A 23,414-nucleotide genomic window follows, 5' to 3' on the forward strand; every position below is an offset into this window, starting at 1 on the left:
CACCCCGCAAAACACCCTGCTCCAGGAGACCTCGTGAGCCTTGCGACTCCGCCGCTGCTGCGGCACTACGTAGATGGCGCGTTCATTGCCACCGATCGCCAGTTCGATAATGTCAGCCCCGTCGACGGGCGGCTCGTCGCGAAGGTTTGCGAAGCCGACGCCGCTACCGTCGATCGCGCCGTGCGCGCCGCGCGCCGTGCCCTGCACGACGGGCCGTGGGGCAACACCACGCCCGCCGAGCGCGCCGCCGTGCTGCATCGGATCGCCGACGGCATCCAGGCACGCTTCGACGATTTCGTCGCGGCCGAAGTGGCCGACACGGGCCGCCCCGTCGAACAGGCCCGCACCCTCGACATCGCACGCGGCATCGCCAACTTCCGCATGTTCGCCGATCTCGTCAAGACGGCCGGCACCGAGATGTACGACATGCGCGCCGCCGACGGGGGCGACGTCATGAGCTACGTCACACGCAAACCGCTCGGGGTCATCGGCATCATCTCGCCGTGGAACCTGCCGCTGCTGCTCTTCACATGGAAGGTGGCCCCCGCGCTGGCGATGGGCAACTGCGTGGTCGCCAAGCCGTCGGAAGAAACGCCCTCTTCCGCCACCCTGCTCGCCGAGGTGATGGACGCCGCCGGCGTGCCGCCCGGGGTCTTCAACCTCGTGCACGGCTTCGGCCCGGACTCGGCCGGCGAACACCTGACGAAACACCCGGACGTAGCGGCGATCACCTTTACCGGCGAGTCGCGGACCGGCAGCGCGATCATGAAGGCCGTGGCCGACGGCGTGAAGGAAATCTCGTTCGAACTGGGCGGCAAGAATGCCGCTGTCGTGTTCGCGGACGCCGACTTCGAGCGCGCGCTCGATGGCGTGGTCCGCTCGTCGTTCACCAACGCGGGTCAGGTGTGCCTGTGTTCCGAGCGCGTCTATGTCGAGCGGCCGATCTTCGAGCGTTTCGTCGCCGCGCTGGCCGAGCGTGCCGCCGCGTTGCGCATCGACGCCCCCGACGCCATCGGCGTACAGATGGGTCCGCTCGTGTCTCGCAAACATCGAGAGAAGGTGCTCGCGTACTATCGTCTGGCGGTGGAAGAAGGCGCGACGGTCGTGACCGGCGGCGGCGTGCCCGCCTTCGGCGATGCCCGCGACGACGGCGCCTTCGTCCAGCCCACGGTCTGGACCGGCCTGCCCGATACGGCGCGCTGTGTCCGCGAGGAGATCTTCGGCCCGGTGTGCCACGTCGCTCCGTTCGATAGCGAGGACGAAGTGATTCGCCGCGTCAACGACAGCGAGTACGGACTTGCCGGTTGCGTTTGGACAACGAACCTGTCGCGCGCGCATCGCGTGGCGCGTCAGTTCCAGACGGGGCTCGTGTGGGTGAACACCTGGTTCCTGCGAGACCTGCGCACGCCGTTCGGCGGCGTGAAGCGCTCGGGACTGGGCCGCGAAGGCGGACGCCACTCGCTCGACTTCTATTCCGAAATCACCAACATCTGCATCAAACTGTGAGGCGACGGTGCGGGGGTATCGATGGGGGTCGAGCCCCCCCGCACCCGTGCGCCGTCCCAAGAACAAGGCACAACGGAGACTGACGACACATGAGCGCATCGCAAGACACGCAGGCCCGCGTGGTGGCCGGCAAGGCCAAGCCGCGCGGCAAGTTCCCACACATCAAGCGCGCCGGCGACTTTCTGTTCGTCTCGGGCACCAGCTCGCGCCGCCCGGACAACACCTACGCCGGTGCGCAGGTCGATGCGCTGGGCGTGACGCAGCTGGACATTCGTGAGCAGACGCGCGCCGTCATTGAAAACATTCGCGACATTCTCGCCAGCGAAGGCGCCACCCTTGCCGACGTGGTCGACGTCGGCGCGTTCCTCGTGAACATGAACGACTTCGGCTGCTACAACGCGGTGTACGGCGAGTATTTCGACGAGAGCGGGCCGACGCGCACCACGGTGGCCGTCCACCAGTTGCCGCATCCGTTGCTGCTTATCGAAATCAAGTGCGTGGCCTACGCGCCGCGTTCGCGTTGAAGCCCCCGAGATTCCACCTGACGCCGCATGACCCGGGAGACAGCATGTTGACGTATGGCAAGCCTTTCAATTTCCAGCGCTGGATCGACGATCACGCGCCGCTGCTCAAGCCGCCCGTCGGCAATCAGCAGGTCTGGCAGGACAGCGATTTCATCGTGACGGTGGTGGGCGGACCGAACCATCGCACCGACTATCACGACGACCCGCTCGAGGAGTTTTTCTATCAGTTCAAGGGCAACGCGTGGGTCAATCTGTGGATCGACGGCCGCCCGGAGCGCATCGACCTCAAGGAGGGCGACATCTTCCTGCTGCCGCCGCATGTGCGCCACTCGCCGCAGCGGCCCGAAGCGGGAAGCCTGTGCCTGGTGATCGAGCGCCAGCGCCCGCCCGGCCTGCTCGACGGCTTCGAGTGGTACTGCCTCCAATGCGGCACGCGGGTTCACCGTGTGGAAGTGCAGCTCAAGAGCATTGTGACCGACCTGCCGCCGCTGTTCGAAACGTTCTACGGCACCGAGTCGCTACGCCGCTGCCCGAGTTGCGGCGAGATCCACCCGGGCCGCGCCGCGCAACCCAAGACTACGGCACCGGCGTCGGCCTGATTCGCGACGCCGCGCCCCCCTTACCCGTTACGTCATGAAGAAAATCGACATGCACGCCCACTTCTTCCCGCGCATCACGCGGGACGAGGCGGCCCGCCTTGACCCCGCTACCGCGCCGTGGCTGCGCATCGACGACGGCGGCGAGACCGGCAACATCATGATCGACGACCGCGCCTTCCGACCGGTCTACCGCGCGCTGTGGGACCCCGCGCTGCGCGTCGAAGAACTCGACCGTCACGGCATCGACCTGCAAGTGGTCTGTGCCACGCCGATCATGTTCGGCTATCGCTACGACGGGCACGCAGTCATGGACTGGGTGCAGCGCATGAACGATCTGGCGCTCGAGCACTGTGCCTACGCGCCGTCACGTTTGAAGGCGATGGCGCAAGTGCCGCTGCAGGACCTCGATCTGGCCTGCGCGGAAGCGTCGCGCGCCAAAGCGAGCGGCCACGTCGGCGTGCAGATCGGCAACCATCTCGGCGACAAGGACCTGGACGACGAACAGCTCGTGGCCTTCTTGCGGCACTGCGGCAACGAACACATCCCGTGCTTGTGCATCCGTGGGACATGATGACCGATGGCCGCATGAAGCGATGGATGATGCCGTGGCTCGTCGCCATGCCTGCCGAGACGCAGCTCTCGATCCTCTCGCTGATCCTCTCGGGCGCGTTCGAGCGTCTGCCCCGCTCGCTCAAGCTGTGCTTCGCTCACGGCGGCGGCGCCTTCCCGTATCTGCTGGGCCGTGCCGAGAATGCCTGGCATTGCCGCGACATCGTGCGTGCCGACAGCCCGCATCCGCCGTCCCATTATCTGGATCGTTTCTACGTGGACAGCGCCGTGTTCGACCCGCGCGCCTTGCGCCTGCTGGTCGACACCATGGGCGCGGAGCGCGTCATGCTCGGCTCGGACCATCCGTTCCCGCTCGGCGAGCAGGACATCGGTCGCCTGGTGGCCGAACAGCCCGATCTGGACGACGTTGCTCGCCACCGCATTCTGGCCGCGAACGCCCGCGAGTTCTTCGGCCTGTAACTGGTGCTTTCCCGAGGTGTTTTTGAAATCGCTTGCCTACGTAAAAGGCGTCGTTTACGCTGAGCACTTAAATATTTGACGCTTAAACAATTTAGGTAGTCTGACGCGCCTGGCCTGCGATGACCGACGTGAAGAAGCGGTCAAGTCTCCCGGCGCGAGTCCTCTGCGGAAAGTGTTTGCCTGTTTTGGAACTAAGTTTGGAGACCATGATGACGGGAACGAAGACCACGCAACGCAAAGCCATCGCCGTGCTCGGCGCCCTTGCCGCCGGCGCGGCGATATTCGCCTCGAGCGGCGCGCACGCCCAGGTGAAAATCGGCTTCATCGGCACGCTCTCCGGCCCGGGCGGCGCGCTCGGCCAGGACCAGTACGACGCCTTCATGCTCGCCATCGAGCAAAAGGGCGGCAAACTGGGCGGCGTGCCGGTGCAGGTGATCAAGGAAGACGACCAGCTCAAGCCCGACGTCGGCGTGCAGGCCGCGCAGAAGCTGGTGGAGCGCGACAAGGTGTCGCTCATCACCGGCGTGACGTTCTCGAACGTCATGATGGCCATCCACAAGACCGTGACGAATGCGGGCGTGGTCATGGTCGGCTCGAATGCCGGGCCGACCCCGATTGCCGGCGCGCAATGCTCGCCGAACTTCTTCTCGACGTCGTGGGATAACGACGAACTGCACGAGGCCGGTGGCCAGCTCTCGAGCGACCTGGGCTACAAGAAGATGTACGTGATGGCCCCGAACTATCAGGCCGGACGCGACGCCGTGAACGGCTTCAAGCGCGACTACAAGGGCCAGATCGTCGACGAGGTCTACACGCAGGTCAACCAGCCCGACTACTCGGCCGAAATCGCCCAGTTGCAGGCGGCCAAGCCCGACGCCGTCTATGTGTTCTATCCGGGCGGCATGGGCGTGAACTTCGTCAAGCAATACCGTCAGGCCGGGCTGCTCGGCAAGATTCCGCTGATCTCCGTGTCGACCATCGACGGCTCGACCCTGCCCGCGCTCAAGGAACTGGCGGTCGGCGCCATCACCAGCGCCCCGTACTCGCCCGATCTCGACAACGCGCAGAACAAGCAGTTCGTGGCCGCCTTCCAGAAGAAATACAACCGCGTGCCGTCGATGTACGCAGCGCAGTCCTACGACGCCGCCAACCTGATCGACTCGGCCCTCACGAAGACCAAGGGCAACGTGGCGGATCGCGAAGCGTTGCGCGCCGCACTCAAGGCGGCCGATTTCTCGTCGGTGCGCGGGCCGTTCAAGTTCGCCAGCAACCAGTTCCCCGTGGCGCAGTTCTACCGCGTGGATGTCGTGAAGGACGCCAACGGCGCCCGGTTCGCAACCAAGGGGCAGATTCAGATCAAGACGCGCGCCGACCTGGCCGCGCAGTGCAAGATCAAGTCGTAAGGCGACAGGCGGGCATCGTTCGCGTGCGGTTCGACGCGGACGATGCCCGCCGTTGCCGACGCGCCGCCCGGCCGTCCCGGGCGGGCGCGATACACCGCGATAGGCCGGCGGCACTGCAGGTGCACGACCCGAGCCGTACCTGAGCACGATCGAGGGTTTATGAAGCGCTACCGCAATTTCGACGAGGCCGAGCTGGACGTTCAGTACAACGCTCGCGCCACCACGCCCAACGTTCTCGACATCCTGACGCAGTACGCCACCGAGAGCGCGCACGCCCGCGCGACCACGCCCTGCGTCCTCGATGTCGCCTACGGGGATCACCCCGACGAGACGCTCGACATCTTCCCGTCGCCGGTCCCCGACGCCCCCGTCTTCTTCTTTGTTCACGGTGGCTACTGGCGCGCGCTCGGCAAGGACGATTCGAGCAACATGGCGCCCGCCTTCACACGCGCTGGCGCGACGGTCGTCACGATCAACTATTCGCTTGCGCCCGGCGCCTCGCTTGATACCATCGTCGACCAGACGCGCCGTGCATTGGCCTGGGTGTACCGTCACATTGGCGAACACCACGGCGACGCCCGCCGCATCCACGTGTGCGGCAGCTCGGCCGGCGGCCATCTCGTGGGCATGCTCCTCGCTCAGGGTTGGCACGCCGATTACGGCGTGCCCCACGACGTCATCGCCGGCGCCGCCCCGCTCTCCGGCCTGTTCGATCTCACGCCGATTCCGTTCACGCACATCAACGACTGGATGAAACTGTCCGCCGACGATGCGCATCGCAACAGCCCCCACTTCCATCTGCCCGCGCACGGCTGCCCGATCGTGGTGTCCTATGGCGAGAGCGAGACGGCGGAATTCAAGCGCCAGAGCGAGGACTATCTCGCGGCATGGCGCGCCCGTGGCTTCGCAGGCGATTACGTCCCGATGCCCGGCACCAATCACTTCGATATCGTGCTCACACTCAACGACACCGCCAGTCCGCTCACGCAAGCCATCTTTCGCCTGATGGGGCTACCCCGGGAGGCCACATGAGTCTGACGCTCTTCGTCATGCAGTGCCTGAACGGGCTGCAACTCGGGGTGCTGTTGTTCCTGATGGCCGCGGGGCTCACGCTGGTGTTCGGCATCATGAACTTCGTCAACCTCGCACACGGTTCGCTCTACATGATCGGGGCGTTCATCGCCGCCACCGTGTACAACCACACGGGATCATTCGCGCTCGCCGCGATCGCCATCGTTCCCGCAATGCTCGTGATTGGCCTGATCGTCGAATTCGTCGCGCTCAAGACGCTGTACGACCGCGATCACCTCGATCAGGTGCTGGCCACCTTCGGTCTGATCCTGTTCTTCAACGAGCTCGCGCGCATGATCTGGGGGCCGTCGCCGTATTACATGGAAGTGCCCGACTGGCTCGCCGGCACGGTGGATTTGTTCGGTCTCGCGTATCCGGCGTATCGCTTCCTGATCATCGTGGTGGGGCTGGCAGTGGCGCTGGGCTGTTATCTGCTGATTCACCGCACGCGCATCGGCATGCTGATCCGCGCCGGGTCGACCCATCGCCAGATGGTCGGCGCGCTCGGCGTGAACATCGTGCTGCTCAACTCGCTGCTGTTCGGACTGGGCGCGATTCTCGCCGGAATTGCCGGGCTCATGGCCGGCCCCATCCTGTCGGTGCAGCCGGGCATGGGCGAGCCGATTCTGATCCTGACGATGGTCGTGATCGTGATCGGCGGCATCGGTTCGGTGCGCGGGGCATTTCTCGCGGCGCTGATCGTCGGCGTGGTCGACACCGTGGGACGCACTGCCCTGCCCACGCTGCTGCGCAGCCTCATGGAGCGCAGCACCGCCGACACCGCCGGGCCCGCGCTCGCTTCGATGCTCATCTACCTTGTCATGGCCGCCGTACTTGCCGTGCGTCCGCAAGGTCTCTTCCCGGTCAAACACGGTTGACGATGGAAATGAAACTCAATCTTCGCACCGCCGTGCCGCTGCTGTTGCTCGCCGTGCTGGCGTTGGTGCCCCTCTACGCGACGTTTGCCCAGCAACCGTTCTATCTCACCCTGTTCGGGCGCATCGTGGTGTTCGCCATCGCGGCCGTCTCGCTCGACCTGATCCTCGGCTACGGCGGCATGGTGAGTTTCGGCCACGCGCTGTATCTCGGGCTGGGTGCGTATGTCGTCGGCATCCTCAGCTATCACGGCATCGACAACGGCTTCCTCCATCTCGGGGTGACGCTGCTGCTGTGCGCCGTCGTCGGCGCCGTCACCGGCCTGCTCTCGCTGCGCACGACCGGCATCGCCTTCATCATGATCACGCTGGCGTTCGCCCAGATGTTCTACTTCCTCGCCGTCGGCCTGCGGCAATACGGCGGCGACGACGGCCTGCCGGTGGCCGCCGGCAGCCGCTTCGGCAGCATGACGCTCGACGACCCCGCCACGCTGTACTACGTGGCGTTCGCCGTGCTGTGCCTGTGCGTGTGGGCCGGTCGCCGGCTGGTCGATGCACGCTTCGGCATGGTCATTCGCGGCTCGCGCCAGAACGATCGCCGCATGCGCGCGCTCGGCTATCCGACGCTGCGTTACAAGCTCGTGGCCTACGTCATCAGCGCCATGACCTGCGGCGTGGCGGGCATGCTCTACGCCAACCTCACGCACTTCGTCTCGCCCGCCTATATGGCGTGGACGGCGTCGGGCGAGTTGATCGTGATGGTCGTCCTCGGCGGGCTGGGATCGTTCTTCGGCCCGGTACTGGGCAGCGCCGCCATGCTGCTGATCGAGGAATGGCTCAAGGGCATGACGGAACACTGGATGATTATCTTCGGGCCGCTCATCGTCGTGGCGGTGCTGGTGTCGCGACGCGGCCTGTATGGCCTGCTCGGCGACCTGCAACTGCGGCTCGCCCGGCGCGCCCGTACCGTGGAGGGCAAGGCATGACGCTGCTTCGAGTCGACCAACTGGTCAAACGCTACGGCGGGCTGATCGCCACCGACCACTTTTGCCTGGATGTCGCGCCGGGGGAGCTGCATGCCATCATCGGCCCGAACGGCGCCGGCAAGAGCACGCTCATCGGCCAACTGGCCGGCGAGTTGCGCGCCGACGAAGGCAGCATTCATTTCGACGGACACGACATCACGGCCATGCCGATCGAGCAGCGCGCCCGCTCAGGGCTCGCGCGCTCGTACCAGATCACGTCGGTGTTTCGCGAATTCACCGCGCTGGAGAACGTGCTCGTGGCCGTACAGGCGATGCAAGGCCATAGCTTCGGCTTCTGGCGACCCGCCATTCGCGAAGCGGCGCTCGTCGAACCGGCGCGCGAGATCCTGGCGCGCACCGGACTGGCCGCGCGCATGCACGTGCCCGCCAGCGCGCTTGCCCACGGCGAACATCGTCAGCTCGAACTGGCCATGGCGCTCGCGGGACGCCCGAAACTGCTGCTGCTCGACGAGCCGATGGCCGGCATGTCGCAGGCCGAGTCCGAACAGATGACGCATTTGCTTGCCGATCTCAAGGGCGATTACGCCATCGTGCTGGTGGAGCACGACATGGACGCCGTCTTCGCCCTGGCCGATCGCATCACCGTGCTCGTCTATGGGCGCGCCATCGCGTGCGGCAACGCCGACACGATCCGCAACGACGCGGGCGTGCGCGAAGCCTATCTCGGGGATGACACCCGCAACGAAATGCTGGGAGCGACCGCATGAGCCCCTTGTTGTCTTTGTCTGGCGTCGAGTCCTACTACGGCGCGAGTCAGGCGCTGTTCGGCATGCAACTCGACATCGAGCGCGGTGCATTCGTCACGTTGCTCGGCCGAAACGGCATGGGCAAGTCGACTACGGTCAAGTCGATGACGGGCCTCATGCGTCCTGCCCGTGGCGAAATCGTGTTCGACGGACAGCCGGTGCACGCCAGCCCGTCGCACCGTATCGCGCGCGCGGGCATGGGGCTCGTGCCGGAGGGACGCCAGATTTTCCCCACGCTGACAGTGCGCGAGAACCTCGTGGCCACCGCCAGCAATCGTCATGGTGCACGCTCGCCGTGGACACTGGAGCGCATCTACGCCCTGTTTCCGCGGCTGCGCGAACGCGAGAAAAACCTCGGCAGCAACCTGTCGGGCGGCGAGCAGCAGATGCTCGCGATCGGCCGCGCGTTGATGACGAATCCGAAATTACTCATTCTCGACGAAGCGACGGAGGGGCTGGCACCGCTCATTCGGGGTGAAATCTGGCAGTGCCTGAAGCAACTCAAAGGCAGCGGCCTGTCGATCCTGTGCATCGACAAGAACCTTGCACCGATGCTCGAACTCGGCGATCGCCACTACATCGTCGACAAAGGCCGCGTAGCTTGGCAAGGCGACTCGTCAAGCCTGCGTCGGGCGTTGCCGGAATTACAGGCTTACCTGGGCGTTTGAGGCGCGCGCCACGCTGCGTACCGCACCGTTTTGCGTACACTCTACGGCACCTCGTTTCGGCGGGGTGCTTAGTCCTCGATGGGTGTCATACGCGAAAATCCGGAGTGTTTTGTGAAAGCACCCAGTAGAACTCTGTGGTGCAATCGGTTCCGCTTGATTGACTTCGCAAGCGTGCTTATCCCTTCATTTAACACCGACACCCGGGTAGGACTATGGCTTACTCCAATACGCCTTCGAATCCCTTCCGCTGGCTGCTCTCTCAGGACACCGGTGCGCCACCGCCAGCCGAACCGGCGCACGTCAAGAACGGCCTTCCCGCGGATCTTCCGCTCAATATCAAGGAGCTGCCGCGCACACCGCTTCCGAAACTTGAAATCTATCCCGACGAATTGCTCGCCCTGCGCAAGCATCTCGGCATGTCGCGTAACGTCTTCGCTCACTACTTGCGTACGAATCCGCGTACGCTGGAGAACTGGGAGCAGGGTCGCGCGCGCCCCAATGCCCAGGCCGCCTGTCTCATTCGGCTCGTGCAACAGAACCCAGGGCTAGTCTCGTCGCTCGCACGTCTCTGACCCGCATTCGCACGACCGTCATCGCATCCGTGGTGGCTTCGCTGCAGGGTTTCGCAAGTGTCGCGATTGCATTCACGCCATTCGCCGCGCCGGCAGGTCGCGTTACGGTTGGGGCGCGTGGGCAGGTTCATGCGCCGGCCCATCGCAAAGGGCGGCACGCCGATACACCGGCGTGCCGCCCTTCGTCTTGGCGACATCGGCAGGAAGGCGCTACGGCCTGAGGCCGCACGCTTCGCGAAGGCAGGCGACGAAGCGCTCACAAGCCGGGCTCGGTGGCCTGTCGGCACGTAGCGAATACCCCACATCGCCAAAGCTGCCGGGCATGGTATCGGCCAGCACCCGCAGCAATCCCGATTCCACGAACGGCGTGGCCGCCACACGCGGCATCAGCGCCACTCGCGGGGTCTCCAGCATCAAGCCGATGTTGGTGAGCACCGAGAGCGACTCGACGACGTCCTCGGGCAACGCCAGCCCCGCATCGTGGAAGAGCCGCTCGGCAGCGAGCCGCGACGGCGATTCCGGCACCGGTAGAATCCATGCCCCTTCACGCAACTGCGCAAGCGGCACGCGCGCCGGCCCCTGCGACCAGTGACGCGCCCCACCGACCACGCTGAGCGATTCGTTGAAGAGCACTTCGTGCGTCAGGGCGAAGGCGTTCGCGACAGGCAATGCCCGCTCGGGCAGACGGCCCACGACAATATCCAGGTCGCCGCTGGCCAGCGCGGGGAAGAGTTGCGCGGTCGTCGCTTCACGCACTGTGACCAGTACGCCCGGGGTCCGCGACTTGAGCATCGCAATCGTGCGCGGGAGAAGATCCGCGGCGGCCGAGATGAGCGTACCGACGATGACGTGTCCACTGGTACCCGCGCTGAACGCATTCACTTCGTCCGTGAGGTAGCGCAGCTCCGCCATCAGCGATTTCACGCGATGCCCGAGCAGTTCGCCCAGTTCGGTGGGCTGCATGCCGCGATTACTGCGTACGAAGAGCGGTCCTTCGAAACATGATTCCAGCTCGTGCACGATCTTGCTCACGGCCGGTTGTGTGAGACCGGTTTCGTTGGCGGCGCGCACGAGCGAGCCCGTCTCGAGCACGCGATCGAACACCTGAAGCTGGTGGAACTTGAGCTTTCGTCCGAGATTGAGGGAGGTCCAGGGCAGCGAGCGCATCGGCGTGCCGTTCAGGCCGCCGCCGCGGAGCCGGACGGCATCACCGCCCCCGCCCCCGGCACGCCCTGCGCCGCTGGCGCCACCGACGTAGCGGCGTCAGGCTCGGCAGGTTCGCCCGACAGGAATGCGACGACGTACTCCTCCAGCATCGCGGCGTCCGGCAGGGACGCCGGATTGACATGGTGGTTGACGAGGCATCCGTCGAAAGTCAGCACGAGCATCTCCACCAGACGCGCACGTCGCACGCTATCGCGCGCAAGGCTCGGTGCCGCTGCCGCCAGCATGTTCGACAGGTGCTCGCGAAACCAGCGCAGCAGCGATGCGTCGTACGGATCGCCCGGGCGGACGGTGGCCAGCGCCTGCACCAGGTTATGCGAGAACCCGTTGTCGAGTCTCGGCATCTTGACCAGCAGGCCGTCGAGCAGGGTGCGCATGCGGGCATGGGCGCCGTGTGCGGCCATCACCTCGGCTTCGAGCAAGGTAATGCGCGCCTTGAACCAGGTTTCGTAGACGCAGAAGAAGACCTGCAACTTCGCGGTGAAGTAGCTGTAGATGTTCGCGTGGGAAATGCCGGCACGCTTCGCGATCTGCACCATGGTAGTTTCGACATAGCCCTTGTCGAGAAACAGGGCATGCGATGCTTCCAGGATGGCCAGACGAATGTCTTCTTTCTTGACTTGTGGCATGGATAAGCTTGCACGGATAGGCCGAGCACCTCAATCGATTTGTCTCAACAATCGCTGAATTCAGTACCGAACTTCAGCGGGCACAGTATGCCAGCGCAAACGCAGCTTGCGGCGAAAACTAAGCGCAAACACCCCCCCGGACTTTCCCGATGGTTTCAACGCATTCAGCGCGAATTGCGATGACAGACATCGCGTAATACGCCGCGTAATACGCCGCGCAATCGGCTATTCCGCGCATTCCGCACCTTCCGGCATGAATGGCGGCTTTTTAAAGCGCCGGTCGAGATATTTCAAATTTGAAAAATTTCGGTGTCACGCTTTCGACAGCGCCGCTATACGGCGACATCCCCGGCGATGTCCTAGACGTCAACGAACATGAGCGATGGTGCATGCACCATGCTTCGCTGGCGTCGCTCCCCATTTGTTTGAGCGTCCACATTTTATTTCGCACTACGTTGTATATATCGATCGCACAGAAATCACCGAGACACCCGCACATTCCCGACCTTCACGCGCGACCGAGGGGCTTTACAAAGTCTTACAAGATCGCGCGATCCAAATACCGCAACTTGCGTCAAATCTAAATCAACCAACGCTGACGACAGGTGCCATGAAGACAGCGCAATACCGCATTGGACTGTGCATCGACAATCAATGGATCGTGTATCTAGCCTGCGCCGTCAGCGACTGCTGTTTTTGAACGGCAGGCGATGCCTGCGATTGCCCCCGGGGCCCGACGCCCCCTCTTTGAAGGAGTCATGCGTCATGAAAACTACACAACGATGGATCTCGCACCTCTCCCGTGTGTCGCGCTCGGCCGGCCCGGTGCTCGTGGGCGCCGCCTTGGTCGGCACGTTGGCGGGTTGCGGCGGCATGACGCGCCGCGAATCGCGTAATACGGCAGTTGGCGCCGGCGTCGGCGCCCTGGGTGGCGCCCTCATCTCCGGCGGCGACCTGGGCACGACCGTGGGAGGCGCCGTCGTCGGCGGCGTAATCGGCAATGTCATCACGGACGACCGCCGTCGCCGTTGACACCGGTCCCTCCGTCAACGGGCGGCTCCCGTCTCGTCAGCGCTTCGCGTCGCGAGGCCGGCCGTCACTGTTCAACGAATCAGGAGAAGCGCGGCATGACATCTCAACAGACACCCCATCAACGTACGCTTCGAACCCTTGCGACACGACGTATGGCGCGCAGCACACTCGCCGTCGTCGCGCTTTGCGCCAGCGCCGCCGCCCTGTCGCTCGTCGCGCTGCCCGGCCACGCACAGACGCGGGCGCCGATGAACGGCGTCGTGCCGACGACACCTTCGGCGCCCATGCCTGCGCCGTCACCGGGCCCGGACTACGGCGACGCGTCGGATCAGAACGCAGCGCTCGGGCTGTACCTGCAACGCTCGTTCGACGCCATCGACACCAATCGCGATGGCAAGATCGACCGCAATGAATGGTCGGCCTATCAGCACAGCCAGTTGCAGGCGCGTCGCGCCACGTTCGAGCGCTATTTCAAGGCGGCGGACAAGGATGGCGACGGTTATCTGAGCCGCGACGAAACGGCGACCGCCGAGCCGTTCCTCGATCGGCATTTCGAGCTGATCGACGCCAATCGCGACGGCAAGCTCTCGCCCGCTGAGATTCGCGCTTACTTCCGCCGTTATTATCACGAGCGCGCGCAAGCCGACGCGGCGACCACGAAGCCCTGAGCCCCTCGTTCGGTAGCGCAAAAAAATACGCCACGGCATGCCGTGGCGTATTCGCTTTCGCGTCGTGCGCGCGGCGTGTCGCCGCCGCGCACAACAGGCACGTATTACACGTGGAAGAACTCGGCGATGAGCGCAGCACCGAGGAACGTACCGGCATTCGCGAGGAACGACACAACCACGATGCGCCAGCCCAGACGACGGAACGCCGGCACATCCTTGGCGACCGACAGACCGGCGTACGTCAGCATGGGCGTCACCAACGAGAGGAAGTTGATCTTGCCGGTGAACTGCTCGACGATCGGAGCGAACGGGAAGGCCGGCGACGTCAGGAACATCGCGATGAGCGACACCCAGCACACGGCGGGCACCTTGCGGCGCGTGACGTAGTACAGCGCCTCGCCCACGATCACGGCACCGATCATGATGACCATGCCCGGCACGCCGTCGAGGAACGGCGTCTTGAAGGCAATGGTGTTACCGACCAGCGCCAGCGCACCCGAGAACACCCAGGCGAACAAACGCGCACCGAAATTCATGTCGACGGTGTGCGCCGTGCTCGCTTCCTTGAGCTCCTTGGCGGCGTCGGCGTCGGCCACCGCAGCGGCTTCGGCGTTGGCGCGACCACGGCGGCTCATGCGGCCCAGCACCGGCTCCATCACGCGGTAGCCCCACACGGCGAGCGGCAGCGAGATGAACAGCGTGAAGTACGTGCCGATGGTCGTCGTGATCAGGTTCGATGCGGCGGCGAACGTGGCCACTTCCTTGGCGACTTCCGGCGTTTGCTGCGCGGCGATGGCGCCGGCGGCAGCGGCCATCATCGAACCCGAGCCCACGCCGGCGCCCATCGCGAGCGAGTGCGGGTGGAACAGATTCAGGCTGGCGATGAAGCCCGCGAACAGCGAGATGAACACTGCGCCGAACACGGTGCCCGTCAGGTACTCGGCCAGCACGCCACGGCCTTCCGGCGAATCGAAGCCGTACTTTTCACCGATGATGGCCAGGCTCGGCTCACGACCGACCGAGAACGTCGCGCCGATGGCCTCGCGCTTGATGCCGAGCATCAGCGCGACCGGCAAGCCCAGGATGATCGTACCCACGAAATGGCCGAACTCCTGGAACACGAGCGCCCAACCGGCGGCCACGAGTTTGGGCAGCGAGCCCCCCACGAGCAGCCCGAGCTTGGCCACGAAGAGCAGCAGCGCCGGTTGCAGAATGGCGGACGCCTTGTGTTGCATCGGCAGGTTGATCTGCGCAAAACGCGGCAGACGCGCTTGCGACAAACCCAACGCCGCGCCGAGCAACAACGCCCAGACCATCGGCAACAACACGATCTTGCCGTGCCCCGCATTGATGCTGATCGCCCCGATCAGCTCCGCGATGACGAGAATCACGATTGCCCAAATATATAGGCGCACGCCATCGCTGAAGGCGCCCCCTTGCGGTTGGCCCGCGCTTTTTTCCATGACTGCCATCTGGGTCTCCCCTGCACTTGCTATTGAACCGGTCCGGTGCCGTCCGGTGACCCGGAAGGTGTACGAACATTTCGGTGGTTAAGGAAATTCGGCACGCCATCCGTCCGGTCCCCAGACCGTCGGACTTCCCCATGACGCCTGACGGCTCGCCAGGTTGGCACGCCTCGGTGACAGCAACAGCGTTCCGCGCCGAACCACCCGAGGGCGGCATTATACGCGGCCAAAATGGCCGTTTCGGCCCCGAATCTCACGGGCTGAAACGGCTCCGTAGCGAGCGGCGTCTCACGACCGTCGCCCCGGTCCAGCGCGCCCCCGTCGACGCGACGCCCCCGACGGCTGAACGCATGACGACACCCCTCCCCGCCGGATGGCCCTACGCTCGCCGCGGACCGGCATCAGACGTAGCCGAACGGCGTGGCGGGGTTCGCCGCGGTCTCGACCCACACGCTCTTCGTCTGCGTGTACTCATACAGCGCTTCCATGCCGCTGGAGCGACCGTAACCGCTATGGTGGTAGCCACCGAACGGCGACGCCACGTTGATCGTCTTGTAGCCGTTGATCCAGAAGGTGCCGGCATTGACCTGCGCCGCCACACGATGCGCGCGCGCGACATCCTGCGTCCACACCGCACCCGCCAGGCCGAACTCGCTGTCATTGGCGATCGCCAGCGCCTCTTCCTCCGAGTCGAAGGGGATCGCCACGACCACCGGGCCGAAGATTTCGGTACGCGCCACGCCCATCGCATTGGTCGCGTCGGCCAGCACCGTGGGGCGCACGAAGAAGCCGCCGTCGCCGCGCTGCTGCGAGCCGGCCGCCAGACGCGCACCGCCCGCGACGCCCGCGTCGATCATGTTCATCACGTGCTGATATTGGGTGCGGTTGCAGATCGGACCGACTTCGGTCGTCTCGTCGAGCGGCTCGCCCACGCGGATCTTCTCTGCGCCGCGCGCGAGCATGTCGACCATCTCGTCGTACACGCCGCGCTGCACCAGCAGGCGCGAGCCGGCCACACAGCTCTGGCCTGCGCTTGAGAAGATGGCGGCCTGGGCGCCGAGGCAGGCGCGCTTCAGGTCGGCATCGTTGAACACGATATTCGCGGACTTGCCACCCAGTTCCAGCACGCTCGGCAGCAGGCGCTGCGCGGCGGCCGCGGCGATCTTGCTGCCCGTGGCGGGCGAGCCGACGAACACCACTTTCTTGACGACCGGATGCGAGATCGCCGCCTGACCGGTGGTGTGTCCGAAACCGGCGAGCACGTTGATGAGACCGCGCGGCACGCCCGCCTGCTCGGCCAGTTCGGCCACCACCAGTGAGCTGGCCGGGGTCAGTTCCGACGGCTTGAGCAGTACGCCGTTGCCCATGGCGATCGCTGGGGCGAGTTGCCAGCCGCACGTAAAGACCGGGGCGTTCCACGGCGTGATCTGCAACACCACGCCCATCGCTTCGCGACGCGTGTAGTTCAGGTGCGTGCTCGGCACGGGGATGACATCGCCATAGAACTTGTCGGTCCAGCCCGCGTAGTACTCGAACATCTCGGCGACCTTGGCGACTTCACCGCGACAGTCGCGAATCGGCTTGCCCGCGCCAATCGATTCGAGTTGCGCGAGCGCTTCGGCGTTTTCGCGGATCTTGCTGCCGACGGCCTGCATCACGCGACCGCGCGCCGCATGGGTCAGCGACCACCAGGTTTTCTGCGCGGCTTGCGCGGCGTGGGCCGCCAGGGCCACGACGGCGGCACCGGCGTCGCGATACGTCAATACCGTCTGGCCGGCGGCCGGGTTCACGATCTCGATGTTCGCGTCACCCGTGCCTTCGAGCAGTTCGCCGTTCACGAACGAGCCGAGGGTGGTGGCCTTGGGGAAGAACTTTGCGAATGCGCCGAGCAAGGCGGCGGCTTGTGAGTCTGCCATGAGAACACTCCGTGCGACGCGCCGCATCGGGCGCATCGTTTCGTCAAACAAAAATGGAAAATCGAACGACCCGGCGTAACGCCGGCGCGGGCTGACGCGCGATCACGCCCGGCCCGGCTCGATGAACTGGACGATGCGATTGAAGTCCTCGTCATCGCCTACCGTTGCCGCGCTTGCCGCCCACAGACGACCGACTTCGGCCGAGAGCGGTCCCGTGGCGAGCGTGCCCGTCTGCTCGGCGAGCGCCATCGCAAGACGCACGTCCTTGCGCATGAGCTTCATCGTGAAACCGGAGTCGAACGCGTTGTTGAGGATCCACGTCGGGTAATTGGTCTGCGTGACGCCACTGCGGCCCGAGCCGGCATTCAGCCCCTCCAGCACTTGCGCCGGCGCCACGCCGGCGGCTTCGGCCAGGCGCATCGCTTCGCCCGCCACGACCAGGTGCGCCGCGCACATCAGGTTGTTGATCAGCTTGGTCACGTGACCGGCGCCCACGTCGCCGATATGCACGCGCTTGGCCGACATGGCGGCGAGCACCGGTTCGATCCGCGCGATGTCCTCCACCGAACCGCCCAGCACCATCGTGAGCGCGCCGTTCAGGGCGCCCTTCGGGCCGCCGGAGACCGGGGCGTCGACCAGTGCGATGCCCTTCTCGCGCAGCGTGGCAGCCAGTCCACGCGTGCTTGCCGGATCGGCCGTCGAGGTGTCGACGATGATCAGGCCTTCGCGACCGTTCGCGGCAATCCCATCGGCGCCATTCACCACGGCCTCGACGACCTGCGAGGTCGGCAGCGACAGCACGAGGGCGTCGGCCTCGCGGGCCAGTTCGGCAACCGAAGCCCGCAGTCCGATGCCCGCGTCGGCCAAGGCGCGACCGGCGGCCGGCGACGGATCGAAGCCGAGCACCGTGAAACCGCCGCGCTGCAACGACAGCGCCATGCCGCGTCCCATGTTGCCCAGTCCGACCACTCCGATGATTTTCATGTTGACTCCAGATTGACTGCGAGGATGACGTCTCCCCCTTGGGCGACATCGCGTTACTTCGTCAGCCGAACGTGCCGGCCAACGCTTGGGAATTGATTGGCAGTGTGGGATGAAAAAAATCGACGCTCAATGACAACGCTTGAAGATTTTTGTTCTAAAAATTAGTCTTTATGGTATGACACCTACCATCAACGAAAACCGACTGTTGTATTTGTTTGAAGCCGTCCAGTGCGGCACCGTGCGCGCCGCGGCGGACAGACTGGACATTGCCCCTTCGGCCGTCAGCCGTCAGATCGCCTTGCTGGAGGCCGAAATGGCGCTGCCGTTGATCGAACGTCACAAACGCGGCGTCCACCTGACGCAGGCCGGTCGGCTGCTCATGGAGTACTACCGGGAACAGCGCGCGCACCAGGAGGACTTGCTTGCCAAGCTGCAGGAGGTGCGGGGGTTGCGGCGCGGGCATATCCGGCTGGCGGTCGGCGAGGGGTTCGTCAGCGATCTGATGGGCGCGCCGCTGCAGTACTTCTGCAAGCGCTATCCGGACATCACGCTCACGCTCGATCTGGCGGGCACCAACGAAGTCATTCGGCTGGTCGCGGAAGACGATGCGGATATCGGGCTGGTCTATAACCCTCCGATCGAACCCAAGATCGTGTCGCGCGCGCAGATGCGCCAACCGGTGCACGCGATCGTCGCGCCCGACTCGCCGCTCGTCGACCGGTGTCGCGCGGCCGGGGGGCTCAAGCTCGACGCGCTCTACGACGTGCCGCTCGCCCTTATGCATGGGGCGTATGGCACCCGCCAGTTGATGGCGCTGGCCGAGCAGTCGGAAAAGTATCGGCTGACGCCCGCGGTCACGACCAACTCGATTTCCGTGCTCAAGCATTTCGTGCGCGCCGGACTGGGCGCCACGTTCCTGCCCGCGTTTGCCGTGTCGCAGGAGATCGAGGCCGGCGAGCTGCGCGCGCTGCCGATCGATCACCCGATTCTCGATCAGGCCGAAGCGCATCTCGTCACGCGCACCGGCCGGCGGCTGTCCGGCGCGGCCAACCGCCTGCTGACCCATCTGGAGAGCAAGATGGAAGCGTTCGGCGCCCCGGACTGACGAAAACGGCCAACGTCGCCGGGCGCGGATTGGGTCGACGCGTCGCCCGATTTCGGTTGCTGGCACGCAACAATCGTCGTACTAAGCCTTTCCCCGATGTTGCACGCGGGGGAATTCGTCTATAAATGAAGCCATCCGGGCGATAACGGCTCGTTGCGTCGCAGTCCATGACATGCGACGCATCGCGTGCCGCCTCGCCAGCCGAATCCGGTCGTATGGCCGCGTGTGCGCCTGCCTGGGCGTCACACCGCCGCCGACCCTACGCCAGTGGACTGCCATGACGATGATCTCTGACAACCAGAGCGTGACGGCATCACTCGCAACCGCCCGCATTCCCCCATGCGGCGCCCGTTGCCCAGGCGTGTCCGCTTCCCGATGCTTTGTGACTCGTAACGAATTTTCAGGCTTTTCAAGCTTTTCCGACGACATCTCGTGTTGTCTTCGCTTGGACGCTGTGCGACGACGACGGTCATAACCGCGCAAGAAGGTGCGGGGCAAAACGCAACTGGGGAGCAGACCATGAAAAAGAAGCTCATCGCAGCGAGCCTGCTTTGCAGCATCGGCACGTTTGCGCACGCGCAGTCGAGCGTGCAACTTTATGGCCGCGTCGATGGCGGCTTTCAGTTCATGAACCACCTTCAGGACGGCAACGGCGGCACCGTCTCGCGCTGGAGCGCGCAAGGCGGCGACTACGGCACGAGCCTGTTCGGCCTGCGCGGCTATGAGGATCTCGGGCAAGGATTGCATGCGGTATTCAACCTGGAAGGCGGCTTCCAGTTGATGAACGGCTTCAACAACAATGGCGCGGGTTCGATCTTCGACCGGCGCGCGCTGGTCGGCTTCAACTCCCGCTCGTGGGGCAACTGACGATCGGGCGAAATCTGTTCATCAGCAACGGGGTCTGGGACTTCGATCCGTTCCAGCAGCAAGCCTTCTCCTCGGCGTCGCTCGTGCGCGGGCGTAACTGGCCGCAGGCGAGCAACACCGTCAACTACCAGAGCCCGAACTGGTATGGCTTCGACGTGGCGGGCCAATACGCGTTCTCCAACATCGCCGGGCAGTTCAACAACGGGCGCGGCATGGGGGCCCAGTTGACCTACACACATGACCGGTTCCAGTTGCGCGCGTTATATGACGAAATTCGCGATAGCACCGGACGCTTTACCGACGTCTTCGCCACGTCGCGCGAGTACTTCGCCGGCGCGAACGTGTTCCTCAACCGCTTCACGATTTCGCTCGGCTACACGCATATGTCCGCCCCGGACGCCCCGTCGCCCGACTTCGCCACACGCGCCGACCATTACTGGGCCGGCGTCAGGTATCAAGCCACGCAGGTCTGGGCGGCCAATGCCGCGATCTATCACGTCAACGTGCCGGGGGCTTCGGCAACGCCACGATGTTCGAAGTCGGCACGACATACAGCCTCTCTAAGCGCACGTTCCTGTATGGCACCCTCGCCTTCGTGAAGAACAGCTCGAACCAGAACTTCTCGGTGGCGGCCATTCCGAGCGACTCGCTCGACAATCCGCCCGCCGGGAAGAGCCAGACCGGTGCCTATATCGGGGTGTCGCACTCGTTCTGATCGGGTCGTGCGAACGGAACGCGCGAAAGCAGCGCACGAACGCAAGACGAAAAAAAGCCGTCCGGCGCATTGCCGGACGGCTTTTCTTTGACGGCATGGACAAAACTTACTGCGATCACTACTGCCGTTACTTCTGCGATTGCTGCCGATACGTCACGGACTGCTGCTACTGCTACTGCGACTACCTCGCGAAGTGGGCGCCGAACGTGCCGGCACCCGCTCACCTCTGGATTACCAGACGTACTTGAGCGAGCCGGCCACGCCGGCTTGCGTTTGACCCTGACGCAGGCTGCCGTTCACGCCACCGCGCAGCGAGAGCTTCTTGCCGAACTTTACGTCGACACCGGCTTCCGCGCTCACGATATCGCGGCCGAGCTTGTGGCCCGTGACCGTCATCGTGCCGGCGTTCGCCGCGTTGGCGAGGGCAACGTCCATCGACGGTGCTGCATGCGCCAGCTCACGCTCGTAGGCAATGCGCAGCGACGGCGTGATGCTGTGCGACTCGTCGCCGAATTCCTTCCACAGGCGGGCGCCGATGCCCACACGGGCCGAGTTGAACTGGCTGCCGTCGACCTTGAGGCCCGCCTCGCCTTGCTCGGTGAACCCCTTGACCGACGTGTTCGACACCTTGAGCGTGACGCTCGGGTCGATGTTCACGGCGCGGGTGACGATATGCTTGCCGAACTGCGCAAAGCCACCGATGGTCGTAGCGCTCGTCTTGCCGGAGAGGCCATAGACCTCGCCGCCGAGCTTGGCCGTGCGCTGGCTCTTGATGCTGTGTGCGCTATACGACACGCCGCCGTTCGCAAACCAGCCGTCGACTTCGTGGGCGCCATACAGACCGACGCTGTATGTGCTGACCTTCGACGAAGCGTTCTGGCTGTGCTCGCCGTTGGCGTCGACACTGGCATCCGCGTAGCCGACGGCCACACCGATACGCGTGTTGTTCTTCTTGGCGTCGATCCCCGCGACCATCCCGGCACCGCGCATCGAGAAGCCGGCAACATCGCCGCGCGCCTGGCCGGTCGTCTGGCCGCCCATGGCTTGTGCCCAAGTGGAGATACCGCTCGTCGCCGCGGCGATGTCCGTGGGCTGCATGAACGCATCGTCGCCCGACAGGCGGTCTTGCATGCCCTTACGGAACAGATCGGCGTTCTGCTGTGCCGCGTTGGCCATCTGCGTCAGCACGACGCCGGCGGCCATGGCCTGGATGGCCGGGTCGACCTGTGGCTGTTCAAGGAGCGCTTCGGCAGTCGGATTCTCACGCGCATCGGCATTTGCGTCGGCATCTGCATCGCCAGATTCGGGTGTGGATACTTCGGACGCCGTATCCGCCTCGGTTTCCCCGTCCGTGCTCACATCGCCGCCATTCGTATCGTCCACACCCGATTCAGTCGGCTTGGTGACCTCGGCGACCGTCTCGCCACTGGTGTCTTTGTTGCCAGCGTTCACATCCGTCACGCTCGTTTCGGTTTGCTCGGTAGCCTCACCCGTGCCTTTGTTGCCCGCGTTCGTATCCGTGCCGCCCGTTTCGGTCGGGTCGGTAACCGTCGGCACACTCACGTCGCCCGTCTCACCTGTTGGGTTTTCTTCAGAAGCACTGTCCCGCAGGGACTGAATTGTCTCCGCTCTGAATTGCGCGGTGTCTTTCTGCTTCGTGTAGGCCAATGCCTCACGAAGCGTTGCATTCGCCGCCTCGGCAAGACGCTGCGTCTTTTGGTGCTTTTCGTCCGCAAGACGGCCCTGTGCCGACGTCAAGGCGGTGTCCGCGGCAACCTTCGCAGCCTGTGCGTCGAGGAGCCTTTGCGGCGACGTAACGTTCCGCTCCCAGAAGCTCAGTCCTGCCACCACCTCGGCCAAACCCTCGCTCGCGGTGTCGGATCGAGTTTGCATCGTCGTGACGTCCCGATTGGCTTGGGCGACACGCTTGCGTTGCTCGTCGAGCAAACGACTCGCGGCCGCGCGGTCTGCACGTGACGCAACGAAGTCCGGTGTCACGAATCGCTGAGCAACATTGGCAAATCGCGTTCGCTTCTTCTCATCGACACTCACTTCATCAATGACTTCCGCCACCGCATTGCTGGGAGCGGCGAGACCGCCCGTCAATGCCAGCGCTGCCGCACCCGCCATTGCGGTGCGTCGCAGGCGGAGCGTCAGTCCGTCCGTCGAAACGTTGTGATCCGTTTGTGCTGCGGCGTTGATACGATTCGCTTTCATGTTCTGCGTCCCTCTTCAATTCGTGATTGGCAATGTCGAATGCCAATCCGCAAGTTGCGTTGCATCCGATGAGTGACACGAATCTTAGGACGTGATTAACGTATTAACGGTCTTTGAACCGGGGCATTGGGAATTTACTCACCCAAAACCCCAGCCTTGGGACATATCCCACGAAAATCATAGTGAAAATCCCTACCGACACCATTTCAATACCAATAATCCGCCAACATTTCGATACATTCCGAGCCTTTATCCCTCACAACATGGGAAGCAACAGGAGGTCACCGGCAGCGCGAAGTGCGCATGGAATTCGCCGGATCGACCCACACGGAAGCGAATGATCGGCGCATCAATCGGCCCACCAATCGGCGCACTTTTTTAACGGTTTTATCTCCGCTTTCAGAAGGCGTCGCCCAATAACAAGACCCCCGTTACCGATAAGTAACGGGGGTCTCGACCCAATGGCATGAAGCCTTAGGCGCACCGATCATGACGATTCCGTGCGCCATGCAGATCACTTTGGGAAGTGATCCATGCTTTCCCCTTGCGAGG

At 64.4% G+C, this 23,414-nt stretch carries 21 protein-coding genes and 1 pseudogene; 16 read left to right on the forward strand and 6 right to left on the reverse strand.

Going from position 1 to position 23,414, the window contains the following annotated elements:
• The first annotated feature begins 33 nt into the window (after positions 1 to 33).
• The 12 genes from DRB87_RS15680 to DRB87_RS15730 all read left to right on the forward strand — a co-directional run bounded on the left by DRB87_RS15680 (position 34) and on the right by DRB87_RS15730 (position 10,039).
• Positions 34 to 1,506 carry a 2-hydroxymuconic semialdehyde dehydrogenase gene (locus DRB87_RS15680; protein ID WP_130026562.1) on the forward strand — a complete coding sequence of 491 codons (1,473 nt, stop codon included), beginning with the start codon at positions 34 to 36 and terminating at the stop codon, positions 1,504 to 1,506.
• A gap of 89 nt (positions 1,507 to 1,595) precedes the next feature.
• A complete protein-coding gene (locus tag DRB87_RS15685; protein WP_130026563.1) occupies positions 1,596 to 2,030 on the forward strand; it encodes a RidA family protein in 435 nt (144 codons plus the stop codon).
• A gap of 44 nt (positions 2,031 to 2,074) precedes the next feature.
• Positions 2,075 to 2,629, forward strand: a complete 555-nt coding sequence (locus tag DRB87_RS15690; RefSeq protein ID WP_130026564.1) for a 3-hydroxyanthranilate 3,4-dioxygenase — start codon at positions 2,075 to 2,077, stop codon at positions 2,627 to 2,629.
• A gap of 34 nt (positions 2,630 to 2,663) precedes the next feature.
• Positions 2,664 to 3,200: an amidohydrolase family protein gene (locus DRB87_RS24290; RefSeq protein ID WP_370363099.1), complete on the forward strand. Its 537-nt coding sequence runs from the start codon at positions 2,664 to 2,666 to the stop codon at positions 3,198 to 3,200.
• Positions 3,155 to 3,658: an amidohydrolase family protein gene (locus tag DRB87_RS24295; RefSeq protein WP_370363997.1), complete on the forward strand. Its 504-nt coding sequence runs from the start codon at positions 3,155 to 3,157 to the stop codon at positions 3,656 to 3,658. Before DRB87_RS24290 ends, DRB87_RS24295 begins: the two co-directional genes overlap by 46 nt.
• 209 nt (positions 3,659 to 3,867) lie before the next feature.
• On the forward strand, positions 3,868 to 5,061 hold the full coding sequence (locus tag DRB87_RS15700; protein WP_017234231.1) for an ABC transporter substrate-binding protein: 1,194 nt from the start codon (positions 3,868 to 3,870) through the stop codon (positions 5,059 to 5,061).
• A 159-nt stretch (positions 5,062 to 5,220) separates the two neighbouring features.
• Complete coding sequence (locus tag DRB87_RS15705; protein ID WP_130026565.1) at positions 5,221 to 6,093, forward strand: alpha/beta hydrolase; 873 nt, start codon at positions 5,221 to 5,223, stop codon at positions 6,091 to 6,093.
• Positions 6,090 to 7,010, forward strand: coding sequence for a branched-chain amino acid ABC transporter permease (locus tag DRB87_RS15710; RefSeq protein ID WP_017234233.1), 921 nt, complete (start codon positions 6,090 to 6,092; stop codon positions 7,008 to 7,010). Before DRB87_RS15705 ends, DRB87_RS15710 begins: the two co-directional genes overlap by 4 nt.
• Positions 7,011 to 7,018: 8 nt before the next feature.
• Positions 7,019 to 7,993, forward strand: coding sequence for a branched-chain amino acid ABC transporter permease (locus tag DRB87_RS15715; RefSeq protein WP_130026566.1), 975 nt, complete (start codon positions 7,019 to 7,021; stop codon positions 7,991 to 7,993).
• Positions 7,990 to 8,760 (forward strand): ABC transporter ATP-binding protein, encoded by a 771-nt coding sequence (locus DRB87_RS15720; protein WP_130026567.1) that lies wholly within the window; start codon positions 7,990 to 7,992, stop codon positions 8,758 to 8,760. The genes DRB87_RS15715 and DRB87_RS15720 overlap by 4 nt, the downstream gene beginning before the upstream one ends.
• Entirely contained in the window at positions 8,757 to 9,467 is a 711-nt protein-coding gene (locus tag DRB87_RS15725) for an ABC transporter ATP-binding protein (RefSeq protein ID WP_130026568.1), read from the forward strand. Before DRB87_RS15720 ends, DRB87_RS15725 begins: the two co-directional genes overlap by 4 nt.
• A gap of 212 nt (positions 9,468 to 9,679) precedes the next feature.
• Entirely contained in the window at positions 9,680 to 10,039 is a 360-nt protein-coding gene (locus DRB87_RS15730; protein WP_130026569.1) for a DNA-binding transcriptional regulator, read from the forward strand.
• Between the two features lie 210 nt (positions 10,040 to 10,249).
• On the opposite strand, the gene DRB87_RS15735 is transcribed toward DRB87_RS15730, so the two are convergent.
• Both DRB87_RS15735 and DRB87_RS15740 read right to left on the reverse strand, forming a co-directional pair.
• Positions 10,250 to 11,206 carry a LysR substrate-binding domain-containing protein gene (locus DRB87_RS15735; protein WP_130026570.1) on the reverse strand — a complete coding sequence of 319 codons (957 nt, stop codon included), beginning with the start codon at positions 11,204 to 11,206 and terminating at the stop codon, positions 10,250 to 10,252.
• An 11-nt stretch (positions 11,207 to 11,217) separates the two neighbouring features.
• Positions 11,218 to 11,892, reverse strand: a complete 675-nt coding sequence (locus tag DRB87_RS15740) for a TetR/AcrR family transcriptional regulator (RefSeq protein WP_130026571.1) — start codon at positions 11,890 to 11,892, stop codon at positions 11,218 to 11,220.
• Positions 11,893 to 12,657: 765 nt separating this feature from the next.
• On the opposite strand from DRB87_RS15740, the gene DRB87_RS15745 reads away from it, so the two are divergent.
• A complete protein-coding gene (locus DRB87_RS15745) occupies positions 12,658 to 12,924 on the forward strand; it encodes a glycine zipper 2TM domain-containing protein (RefSeq protein ID WP_165385338.1) in 267 nt (88 codons plus the stop codon).
• 95 nt (positions 12,925 to 13,019) lie between these two features.
• Positions 13,020 to 13,592 (forward strand): EF-hand domain-containing protein, encoded by a 573-nt coding sequence (locus DRB87_RS15750; RefSeq protein ID WP_130026572.1) that lies wholly within the window; start codon positions 13,020 to 13,022, stop codon positions 13,590 to 13,592.
• Between the two features lie 104 nt (positions 13,593 to 13,696).
• Here the strand turns inward: DRB87_RS15750 and DRB87_RS15755 are convergent, their stop codons facing one another.
• The 3 genes from DRB87_RS15755 to DRB87_RS15765 form a co-directional block, all read right to left on the reverse strand.
• Positions 13,697 to 15,064 (reverse strand): DUF3100 domain-containing protein, encoded by a 1,368-nt coding sequence (locus tag DRB87_RS15755; RefSeq protein ID WP_130026573.1) that lies wholly within the window; start codon positions 15,062 to 15,064, stop codon positions 13,697 to 13,699.
• Positions 15,065 to 15,459: 395 nt separating this feature from the next.
• Positions 15,460 to 16,974, reverse strand: coding sequence for an aldehyde dehydrogenase family protein (locus DRB87_RS15760; protein ID WP_130026574.1), 1,515 nt, complete (start codon positions 16,972 to 16,974; stop codon positions 15,460 to 15,462).
• Between the two features lie 102 nt (positions 16,975 to 17,076).
• Positions 17,077 to 17,958, reverse strand: a complete 882-nt coding sequence (locus DRB87_RS15765) for an NAD(P)-dependent oxidoreductase (protein WP_130026575.1) — start codon at positions 17,956 to 17,958, stop codon at positions 17,077 to 17,079.
• Positions 17,959 to 18,133: 175 nt separating this feature from the next.
• On the opposite strand from DRB87_RS15765, the gene DRB87_RS15770 reads away from it, so the two are divergent.
• Together DRB87_RS15770 and DRB87_RS15775 are read left to right on the forward strand one after the other, a co-directional pair.
• Entirely contained in the window at positions 18,134 to 19,063 is a 930-nt protein-coding gene (locus DRB87_RS15770; protein ID WP_130026576.1) for a LysR family transcriptional regulator, read from the forward strand.
• Between the two features lie 519 nt (positions 19,064 to 19,582).
• Positions 19,583 to 20,645, forward strand: a pseudogene (locus DRB87_RS15775) (porin).
• Positions 20,646 to 20,876: 231 nt separating this feature from the next.
• Here DRB87_RS15775 and DRB87_RS15780 read toward each other — a convergent pair.
• The gene (locus DRB87_RS15780; RefSeq protein ID WP_130026577.1) at positions 20,877 to 22,862 is read right to left on the reverse strand and encodes an autotransporter outer membrane beta-barrel domain-containing protein; all 1,986 of its coding nucleotides are present in this window, start codon (positions 22,860 to 22,862) and stop codon (positions 20,877 to 20,879) included.
• Positions 22,863 to 23,414: the final 552 nt, after the last annotated feature.

The organism is Pandoraea sp. XY-2 (assembly GCF_004193915.1).
In the GTDB taxonomy this organism is placed as follows: Bacteria; Pseudomonadota; Gammaproteobacteria; order Burkholderiales; family Burkholderiaceae; genus Pandoraea; species Pandoraea cepalis.